Genomic DNA, 8,731 nt, shown 5'->3' with positions numbered 1-8,731 from the left:
GCAGATGCTGAACAATTAAACCGTTCACTCCGCCCTTCATGCTCAAATTGTTTGTTCAACCCATATTCACGAGTCGGTCGATTTTGTCCGACACAATGACTGTATAAAAAAACAGTTATGCATTCAAGCATTAATAATGCATTGATGCATATTTTAGGTTGGCGGCATGCTAGCTCTCAAGAGAGATCGTGGAGGTGCAGGAGAGATCAGAACGAAGGGAGGGCTACGCAAGACGCTCCATCATTTCGGGGCATGAATGCATTGCTTTGCCACCGCTCCTGCCCGGGGCTGGGCATCTGCCGGTGAACTACGACTGGGTGTCCAAGGACACATCGCGCTCGGAAACGGCGGTGAGCGTGCCGGAGTCGGGGCTGAAACAGGCCAGTGCCAGCGCGGGGATTTGAGCTTGCGGCCGTGCTGTTGAGGTCGACCTGCGGCGAGGGCAGCCCTGGATGACGGAATCAGAAGTAGAAGAACAGACCGGTGTCCCGTTCCAGGGCCAGTTGATTCAGGGCGATGAGCTTGTGGATAAGTTCATCCTCGGCCGTCGCGGCCTGGGTGAGGATCGACAGAGTCGTGATCAGGGCGCCCCGACCCTGGATCGAAGCGTCTTCGTAATCGTCGATCAGAGTGCCCAGGGCGCGGTTCAAGCTCGGTAGCAGGTCGCTGCGGAACAGGGCCGTCCACTGCTCTGCGGACAGGGCCAGCTCCTCCAGGTCGCCCGGCAGGCACTGGTCCAGATCCAGGCGCTGCTGGGCGTCTTTGCTGGTGGGCACGACTATCCATTTGCGTGGCGTATTCATGCTTGCCACAGCTCGACAAAGGCCTTGAAGTCGGCAGCCACCGGGTAGCGGCCGGTGCTCGCGGGGTCGAAGATTTCCACCGCTACGCCCGGGCTGTTGAAGTCCAGGCAGATCAGCAGGCCTCCGGCATCCCGGGCAATCGGCAGGCAGCCTGCGGCGAGCCCCGGCACACGGCCGGGGCTGGCGTACCAGAGCAGGGTCCAGGGTTGGTTGTTCAGGCTGAAATCGAAGAACTCGCTGATGCACGCGTAGCCGTTGCCATAGGGGAAAGTGCCGATCCCCGGCGTGGCCGCCTCGGCGTACTGCACCAGCTCTAGATACAGCGCTGGGAACTCGATGCCGAGGCGTTGCTGCACCTGAGCGATCAGTTGTTCATCCACCGCCGATCCGGGTTCTATTTCCCAGGTATTCCAATCCAGGGTCATGCTCGACATACGCCTTGTCGTTGAGGGACCGCGCCCGCCCGATGGGGGATCGGGCGGGCGTCGAGGGGCGATTGTAGGCGTGTCGCCCGGTGCGTGGTAGGCGCTTAGTTGCAGCTGTGGCCTTCGGGCAGGGTGACCGTGTACTTGCGCTGCACCCGGTTGCGCAAGTCCAGGTTGTCCAGGCTCTCCTGCACCAGGAAATCCTCGACCTTGGCGTCCTGGCAGTCCTCGTTATAGGACGAAGCCCGCAGCAGGAACACCGTGCGCCGGCTCTGCTCGTCCTTGGCCTGGATGTTGAAGGTCGAAAGGGTGGTGTAGCCGGTGCGTTCCGAGGAACCGATGGCACGGTAGGACATCGTTGGGGTGCTGGTGCACACGGTCTGCTGGTGCTTGCCGGGTATGCACGTGGTTTTGGTGCTGCTGGGCACCTGGCCGTAGTCGGTGGCGGTGTAGCGATAGCTGGTCTTTTTACTGCCCACATCCAGGGCAATGTTCATGCGAAACGGCGGGTGGTTTTTCGGCAGCGACGATTCGGTATACACCTGCGTAAATCCCATGCCGTGAAGGGCGGCGACCATGTCGCGCAGGTAGTAGCTGGCCTTGAGGCCCTGGGCCTCCTTGGCGCCGTTGACGGTCACCAGCACCGGAGCCTTTGGGTCGAAGTAGTAGTCTTGGGCCGGGGTGGCGTCGATGGCCACTTCGAGTTTGTTGGCGCAGCCGGTCAAAAGCAGGACGAACAGGAACAGCGGGCAGAGCAGGTAGCGAGTCATGAATAAGCCAACGTGCAACGTGATGAATGGATAAGGCTTTAACGATCGGGACTCGGATCAAACAAACGCGGGGGTGTTACGCGGGCTCGCTCGCCTGGTATTCCAGCAAGTCGCCGGGTTGGCAGTCGAGTGCGGCGCAGAGTTTGTCCAGGGTCTCGATTTTCATCCCCTTGACCTTGCCATTTTTCAGCAACGACAGATTGGCCTCGGTAATGCCCAGGATGGCGGCCAACTCTTTCGAGCGAATCTTGTTTTTAGCCATGACAACGTCAAGCCGAACGATAATGGTCATCTCATTGTTCTATATGTAGTGACTGTGCTCATCACTGAGGACTTTGGCGTCGCGCATGATAATGGAAAATGAGCAGAGCAAGATTCCTTTGACCACCTCGTAGGCCGCGTAGGACGAGAAACCTGCAGAAATCTGCAGAATCCGCTGGCCCGCTGGCAGGTCGATGGACAGGGCCAGGCCTTGCAGGGTTTCCACCATGGGGAAAGTGGCCGGGGCGACGATCCACAGCATGCCCACGCGCCAGAGGATGCGGATGTTGCGATCGCTCCAGGTTTCGCCGCGGGACAGGCGCAGGAAGAACACCCCGGTCAGCCAGAGGGCAAAACTCGACAGCAGCAGGGGCAGGAAGTCGAGAATCACCAGCAGGGTGAAACTTGCGGACGAGAGTTTGAAGTCGGCTTCCAGCAGGCGTGGCGAGTGGTCGGCGAATACGCTGAGCAGGGCGCTCAGGACCTGGTCCTTGCTGTAGATCCAGAGTCCGGCGTTGCCGCCAAGCTCCACCACGCCCATGACCCAGGCCAGGATCGCGGCCAGCAGGCCGACCCGTCGTAAGCGGTATTGGGCTGAGCCATTTATTTGGGGGTTCATGCGTTATTCCTTGCAAAACTGGGGGGGTGGCGAATTATTGATAAGTAATTATCGAATTACAATAATTTATTTCTTTGTGAATGCCTTGGGGCTATAGCTTGGAATGATGATGTGGCGAGGGAGCTTGCTCCCGCTCGGGCGCGTAGCGGCCGTGAAACCTGAGGTTGCGACAGTCAGGGAGTACATATCCACTATCGAAGCCTTTCACCCGCCGCCACGGAATGTGAGCCCTCACAGCGTCCCTTTGATTTTTTACCATGTTAGGTATACGTTACATTCAATCAATTTTGTCGTGTATACAGAACATGGACTACTTTCTGATCACCGTGCGCCTTGGCGAGCAGGTTCGCCAGCGCCGTCTGCATCGTGGCCTGACCCAAGCCAGTCTGGCCGCCTTGGCCGGTGTGACCCGGCAGAAGGTCATCGCCATCGAGCGGGGCGACTTGTCGGTGGGCATGGCGGTCTATGCGCGAGTGCTGGGAGCCCTGGACTGTGAATTCACCCTTGTGCCTGCCGCCATGCCCACATTGGACGAGATCCAGGGAGTGTTCGACTGATGGCCACGGTGCTGCAGGTAGCCACCCCGGCCGGTGAGAGCGGGAGAGTCCACCGTGGCTCTGGCGATTATCTGTTTCGCTATCACGATGATGCCCGGGTGCAGGCGGCGATCAGTCTGCTGATGCCCGTGCGTCTGGATGAATACCGCTATCGGGAGTTGCATCCGATATTCCAGATGAACCTGCCCGAAGGCTATGTCCTGGAGCAACTGCGCAACCGCCTGGCCAAGGTGGTGAGGGTCGACCCGATGTTGCTGCTGGCGCTGTCCGGCAGCAGCGCGCCTATCGGGCGGGTCGCGGTGAGTTCGCCGGAAGTCGATGGGCTGTTGCAACGACAGCGGTTCCCCGGGGAAAAACTGCAAGAAATCCTCGCGTGGGATGGCACCGAGGACATCTTTGCCGACCTGGTGGACCGCTACATCCTGCGTGCCGGGATATCCGGCGTGCAGCCCAAGGTGATGGTGCCGGAGCGGCATGACGCCGCGTCGCAGCGTTTTACCTCGAACACCTCAGAGTTGATCATCAAGAGCGGCCGGGACGAGTTTCCGGGATTGGCGATCAACGAGTTCCTGTGCATGTCGGTGGCCAGGGAGGCGGGGATGGCGGTGCCCGAGTTCTACCTCTCTGATAACGCCAAACTGTTCGTCATGCGCCGCTTCGACCGGGACGAGCAACTCGGTTGCCTGGGGTTTGAAGACATGGCGGCGTTGATGGGGCTGGGTGCGGAGCAGAAATACAGCAAGAGCTATTCGGCCATTGCCAAGGCCGTTCGCCTGTTCTGCCCGCCTGAGCAGGTGCCGGGTTCACTGGCGCAGTTGTTTGCCATGGTCAGCCTGAGCTGCATTGTGGGGAATGGCGATGCCCACCTGAAGAACTTCGGGCTGTTGTATTCCGATCCTGGCCAGCGCGATGCGCGGTTAGCGCCGGCCTACGACATCGTCAACACCACGGCCTACATCCCGCAGGACGTGCTGGCTCTGGATCTGCTGGGCAACAAGTCCCTGTTTGCTTCGCGGCAGGGGTTGCTGGAGTTCGCCAAGGTCTGTGATGTGGCTCGTCCGCAAGAGGTTATTCGCGGGCAGTTGGAAGCACTGGAGCGGGTGTTGAGCCGATCGGCCGAATGGGGCGAACGGGCACCGCATGTCGTCGCTGCGATCCGGCAATGTGCCGAGCCCTTTATGAAAACGTTTGGCTAGTGCATGTGTTCGGCCATCGTGGTTAACGGGGAGCAGATCAAGAGCAAGAGCAAGACGGCGGCCTTGCGGCCGGCCTGAAGATGGGGCGGCGGGTCAGTCGCGATGGGGTTCCAGCAAGTCGAACGACAGGACCTTGATCTGCATGTCGGCGTTATAGACGAAGCCAACCCGAGCACTGGGATGCAGGTGCTCCGGCAGGCGGTAGCTCTCCCAGGCATTGAGCGTGCATTGCCCATCGGCTGATGGCCTGCGTTCCCCCGAGCGCAGGGGCGTGCCCAGCAGTTCGCGAATATCTGCGTGGGTCATGCTGCGTGAGAACGGGGCGGGCAGTTCGCCGCTGTAGAACGAACGCCCCTCTTCAGGGGGCATGAGTTCGATCAGTACCTTTTCCAGGGCCAGGCTGTCTTCCCAGAAATCCAGCATCAGGCCGGGCTCGACAACTACGGTCAGCCATTCGAATTCATCGTAGAGCTTGCCCGTCGGGGGCTCGATGCTTTCGCCTTGGGCGACCAGCTCTTCGTAGGTGAGGCCCATGCCTTGTATCAGGCGGCGGATCTTTGCGGCGTCCATGGGTGCTTCGTGTCCTTGATTGAGTACGTGCTGATTGTCGCGAAGGGATTCTACGTGGCGCCGGGGCCGATGGAAGGGAATGGCAATACTTCGGCGATTGTTCCGCCAGGACCTCCTGCCTATAGTCCGGCCTGTCACCGACGCATCGGTGACCGATCTTAGCCGGTCGAAAAAACACAATAATGGACGCACTTCCTGCCTCTATAATGCCCCGCGCCTTGTCGCTTGGCGTTTGTTATGGCGGCTGTGCGCGGGACACCTTCGGGTGTGCCGGGTATTCCATTATTGGCCCGGCCGGCTAACCCGCGTACAGCTGCCACCCCTCTTGTTTAGCCGCAACGGGTGATAGCTCCACACAATAATGGAGATGTACCCATGTCTGAGTTCACGCCGCTACAAAGCAATCTCACCCCCACCCCGGTGCTCTACCTCAACCCTGCCGCCCCTCCAGCCGATCTCTATGGCTGCGCTGTGCAGCGGATCAAGGCCACTCGCGATCTGATGCACAGTCTCAACTGCCTGAGCATCAAGGGTGTTGCCGATCAAGACCTGAGCCATGTGGCCAATGCCGCCCACCTGCTGCTGCAGGACGGCTGCGATGTGCTGGATGCATTGCAGTGGCGGATCGAGGGCTGATCCGTTCCTTGAAGCCTGTCCGCCTGCGAGCGCTCGCAGGCGGCATCGATTGACGGTCGCGGTCAGGTCGCTGGCGCGACAGTGCCTATAGCGACCCTGGCCTGATAACTGGCCGGGCTGAAGATTCGCGTCAGGAGCAGCATCGCCAGGACACCGACGATCAACACCCACCAGGCGCTGACAAAGCTGCCGGTGACTTGCCGCAGCCAGCCGCTGAGCCACGGTGAGACGGCGTTGATCAGAAAGCCCACGCCCTGGACAAAGGCCGCCAGTTGCCCGGCTTCCCGGGGATCACGGCGGTGATCCAGGGTCAGGATCAGGCTCAGGGCAAAGCACGCTCCGAGGCCGAAGCCGATCAGCGCTACCCACAGGTACGGGCTTTGCAAAGGCCACAGCACCAGCCCGAGAAAACCCACGGCCTGGGCCGCGAGGCTGATGCCCAGCAGCGGTCGGCGGTCGCTGCTGCGCTGGGCCAGGGCGGGCATCAGCAGGGCGGCGGTGACTTGGAAAATCGTCATGAAGGCCAGTAGCGAACCGCTCTGGGTGGCGCTCCAGCCCAGTTGCAGGTAATAGGCCGGCAGCCACGCCACCATGCTCATGTAGCCGCAGTTCACCAAGCCAAAATACAGCGCCAGCAGCCAGGCGCGGCGGTTGTTCCAGAGCCCGGCCCTGGGCGCCAGGGTACCGTTGCGGAGTCCGGCTCCCAGTGGCAGGCACAGCCACAGCAGCAGCGCGGCCATGGCCGGCAGTAGCCAGATGCCCAACCCCATTTGCCAGTTGGCGAAGTGACTGGCCACTTGCGGGCTGAGCAGGGCGGCAATGCCGCCACCGCCCATCAGCGAGGCCGAGTAGACGCCCATGGCCAGGGCCACGCGCTGCTGGAACTGGCGCTTGATCAGGGCCGGCACCAGGGCCTGGATCAGCGCGACTCCGGCGCCGCCGAGCAGGGCGGTGGCAAGCAAGGCCGCTGCCTGGCCGAAGAACAACCGCACCAGGCAGGCCAGCAGCACCAGCAGCAAACCCAGGGACACGCCGCGGCGTTCGCCGAGACGGGCTTCGATCCGTACCCCCAGCAGGGCCACCAGGCCCATGCAGATCACCGGCAGGCTGGTGAGCCAGGCGCTGCTCTGGAAGCTCATGCCGGTGGCGCCGCGAATCTCGTTGAGCAGCGGGCTGACCGAGCTGAGGATGGGGCGCAGGTTCAGGCCCAGGCACACCAGCAGCGCCCAGCCGGCGAAAGTCTTGAAGGCCGATTCAGTTCGCTGCATGGCGCGCCTGCCAATCCTGATAGAGGGCGGTCATTGCCGCCTGGGGCAGGTGCAGCATCGGCAAGCGCTGTGCTTCCAGGGGCTGGCTCAGCTCTTGGTAGATGGCTGCGGTAGAGAGGCCGAACGGTTGCGCCTGTTCATTGCTGGCGGCGAACACCGCACGGGAGACGCCGCACAGGTACATGGCGGCCAGGCACATGGGGCACGGCTGGCCGCTGGCGTAGATCACGCAGTCGTCCAGGCGCGGACCCAGTTGCCGGCTGGCGCTGCGGATCGCCAGCATTTCGGCGTGGGCGGTGGGGTCCTGGCTGAGGTGGATTTCATTCACCGCTTCGGCCAGCACCCGGCCGTTGCGCACCAGCAGCGCGCCGAACGGACGGCCGCCCTGTTCGACATTGTGCCGGGCCAGTTCAACGGCCCGTTGCAGGTAGTGTTGATCGTCGTGCATGGAGGGTTCCTTCAAAAAGAGGGCTTGGGGTTAGGTCGCGCCGGCATCGCGCAGCAGCTTGGCCATGGCGCTCTGGCCACGGCGTTCGGCCTGTTGCAACGGGCTGAGGCCGGCGCGGTCCGGCAGGTTCAGGTCGGCTCCGGCGGCAATCAGCTGGGCGACGATTTGCTGGTGTGGCGGGCCGCCGTCGGACAGCACTATGGCTTCCATCAGGCAGGTCCAGCCCAGGTGGTTGACGTGGTTCAGGTCGACGCCGGCCTCGATCAGCAGGCGTACGCTTTCCACGTGGCCGCGCTCGCAGGCCGGGATCAGGGCGGTGCCGCCGTAGCGGTTGGTGCTCTTGAGGTCGGCGCCGTGGGCCAGGGTCAGCTTGAGGATTTCGTTGTGGCCGCTGGCGCCGGCCAGCAGGTAGGGGCTGTCCTGGATCAGGTTCTTGCGGTTGACATCGGCCCCGGCCTCGATCAGCGCCCGGGCGATCTCGATACGGTTATCCCGGGTGGCCACCAGCAGCGGGCTGCTGCCGTCCAGGCCTCGATCATCAAGGGCTGCGCCTTGCTGGATCAATTGCTGCACCTGCTGTAGCCGACCCTGGCGTACCGCATCCAGCAGCGAGTTGTCGCTGGCCATGGCCACCCCCGCCGTTAGCAGACCCATGGCCATCAGGCCGCGTTTGAAGGACCGCTTGAGCTGCATGGGAACCTCCCGTTCCTACTGGTGAAAGGGGAGTATGGTGAAAGGCCTTGGTATTCTGAAATTAAATATAATCATGCCAATCAGTGGCGATAAGAATGGTGATGAGCAATGTTCGATCCCGTGTTGCTGCGCAGTTTCGTGGCGGTTGCCGACTGCCAGAACTTCACCCGTGCGGCCGAGCGCCTGCACTTGACCCAGTCCACCGTGAGCCAGCAGGTGCGGCGCCTGGAGGAGAGCCTGGGCTGCCAGTTGCTTGACCGCGATCAGCGCCGGGTGGTGGCCACGGTGGAGGGCGAGCGCCTGCTGGCCTATGCCAGGCGCATCCTGGCGCTGCATGAGGAGGCCAGCGATGTCTTGATCAACCAGCGCGGCGAGGAAGTGCTGCGCCTGGGGGTGCCGGAAGACTTTGCCGCCGAGCGCCTGATGCCGATGCTCTCGGGCTTTGGTCGCGACTATCCGGCGGTGCGCCTGGAGGTCACCAGTGG

General features: G+C 62.1%; 14 protein-coding genes. 5 read left to right on the top strand and 9 right to left on the bottom strand.

Going from position 1 to position 8,731, the window contains the following annotated elements; translation table 11 throughout:
• Positions 1 to 266: 266 nt before the first annotated feature.
• The gene (locus BLX41_RS33655; RefSeq protein ID WP_185073567.1) at positions 267 to 404 is read left to right on the top strand and encodes a hypothetical protein; all 138 of its coding nucleotides are present in this window, start codon (positions 267 to 269) and stop codon (positions 402 to 404) included.
• 57 nt (positions 405 to 461) lie between these two features.
• On the opposite strand, the gene BLX41_RS14005 is transcribed toward BLX41_RS33655, so the two are convergent.
• From BLX41_RS14005 to BLX41_RS13985, 5 genes are all read right to left on the bottom strand, one after another.
• Positions 462 to 803, bottom strand: a complete 342-nt coding sequence (locus BLX41_RS14005; RefSeq protein WP_185073554.1) for a hypothetical protein — start codon at positions 801 to 803, stop codon at positions 462 to 464.
• Entirely contained in the window at positions 800 to 1,228 is a 429-nt protein-coding gene (locus BLX41_RS14000; protein ID WP_259744909.1) for an SMI1/KNR4 family protein, read from the bottom strand. The genes BLX41_RS14005 and BLX41_RS14000 overlap by 4 nt, the downstream gene beginning before the upstream one ends.
• A 104-nt stretch (positions 1,229 to 1,332) precedes the next feature.
• Positions 1,333 to 1,998 (bottom strand): hypothetical protein, encoded by a 666-nt coding sequence (locus tag BLX41_RS13995; RefSeq protein WP_123725364.1) that lies wholly within the window; start codon positions 1,996 to 1,998, stop codon positions 1,333 to 1,335.
• A gap of 76 nt (positions 1,999 to 2,074) precedes the next feature.
• Positions 2,075 to 2,290: a helix-turn-helix domain-containing protein gene (locus tag BLX41_RS13990; protein WP_016963103.1), complete on the bottom strand. Its 216-nt coding sequence runs from the start codon at positions 2,288 to 2,290 to the stop codon at positions 2,075 to 2,077.
• A 9-nt stretch (positions 2,291 to 2,299) separates the two neighbouring features.
• Positions 2,300 to 2,878, bottom strand: a complete 579-nt coding sequence (locus BLX41_RS13985; protein WP_123725363.1) for a hypothetical protein — start codon at positions 2,876 to 2,878, stop codon at positions 2,300 to 2,302.
• 305 nt (positions 2,879 to 3,183) lie between these two features.
• Here BLX41_RS13985 and BLX41_RS13980 point away from each other — a divergent pair, with 305 nt between their 5' ends.
• Both BLX41_RS13980 and BLX41_RS13975 read left to right on the top strand, forming a co-directional pair.
• On the top strand, positions 3,184 to 3,435 hold the full coding sequence (locus BLX41_RS13980; RefSeq protein ID WP_185073552.1) for a helix-turn-helix transcriptional regulator: 252 nt from the start codon (positions 3,184 to 3,186) through the stop codon (positions 3,433 to 3,435).
• Positions 3,435 to 4,631, top strand: a complete 1,197-nt coding sequence (locus BLX41_RS13975; RefSeq protein WP_123725362.1) for a type II toxin-antitoxin system HipA family toxin — start codon at positions 3,435 to 3,437, stop codon at positions 4,629 to 4,631. The genes BLX41_RS13980 and BLX41_RS13975 overlap by 1 nt, the downstream gene beginning before the upstream one ends.
• Positions 4,632 to 4,724: 93 nt before the next feature.
• On the opposite strand, the gene BLX41_RS13970 is transcribed toward BLX41_RS13975, so the two are convergent.
• Positions 4,725 to 5,201, bottom strand: coding sequence for a DUF6392 family protein (locus BLX41_RS13970; RefSeq protein ID WP_123725361.1), 477 nt, complete (start codon positions 5,199 to 5,201; stop codon positions 4,725 to 4,727).
• A gap of 375 nt (positions 5,202 to 5,576) precedes the next feature.
• Here BLX41_RS13970 and BLX41_RS13965 point away from each other — a divergent pair, with 375 nt between their 5' ends.
• A complete protein-coding gene (locus BLX41_RS13965) occupies positions 5,577 to 5,837 on the top strand; it encodes a hypothetical protein (protein ID WP_060836990.1) in 261 nt (86 codons plus the stop codon).
• Between the two features lie 62 nt (positions 5,838 to 5,899).
• Here the strand turns inward: BLX41_RS13965 and BLX41_RS13960 are convergent, their stop codons facing one another.
• Genes BLX41_RS13960 through BLX41_RS13950 form a run of 3 tightly spaced genes read right to left on the bottom strand, consistent with a single transcriptional unit; the run spans position 5,900 to position 8,246 of the window.
• Positions 5,900 to 7,105, bottom strand: a complete 1,206-nt coding sequence (locus tag BLX41_RS13960) for a CynX/NimT family MFS transporter (RefSeq protein ID WP_123725360.1) — start codon at positions 7,103 to 7,105, stop codon at positions 5,900 to 5,902.
• Complete coding sequence (locus tag BLX41_RS13955) at positions 7,092 to 7,553, bottom strand: nucleoside deaminase (RefSeq protein WP_123725359.1); 462 nt, start codon at positions 7,551 to 7,553, stop codon at positions 7,092 to 7,094. Before BLX41_RS13955 ends, BLX41_RS13960 begins: the two co-directional genes overlap by 14 nt.
• 30 nt (positions 7,554 to 7,583) lie before the next feature.
• Positions 7,584 to 8,246 carry an ankyrin repeat domain-containing protein gene (locus BLX41_RS13950; RefSeq protein ID WP_123725358.1) on the bottom strand — a complete coding sequence of 221 codons (663 nt, stop codon included), beginning with the start codon at positions 8,244 to 8,246 and terminating at the stop codon, positions 7,584 to 7,586.
• Positions 8,247 to 8,354: 108 nt separating this feature from the next.
• Between BLX41_RS13950 and BLX41_RS35360 the strand changes: the two genes are divergently transcribed.
• Positions 8,355 to 8,731, top strand: a 377-nt coding sequence (locus tag BLX41_RS35360; protein WP_259744902.1) for a LysR family transcriptional regulator, incomplete at its 3' end; no start/stop codon positions are given.

It is taken from the genome of Pseudomonas protegens, from assembly GCF_003732485.1.
Taxonomy (GTDB): domain Bacteria; phylum Pseudomonadota; class Gammaproteobacteria; order Pseudomonadales; family Pseudomonadaceae; genus Aquipseudomonas; species Aquipseudomonas protegens_B.
This window is presented reverse-complemented; position numbering and strand designations above follow the sequence as displayed.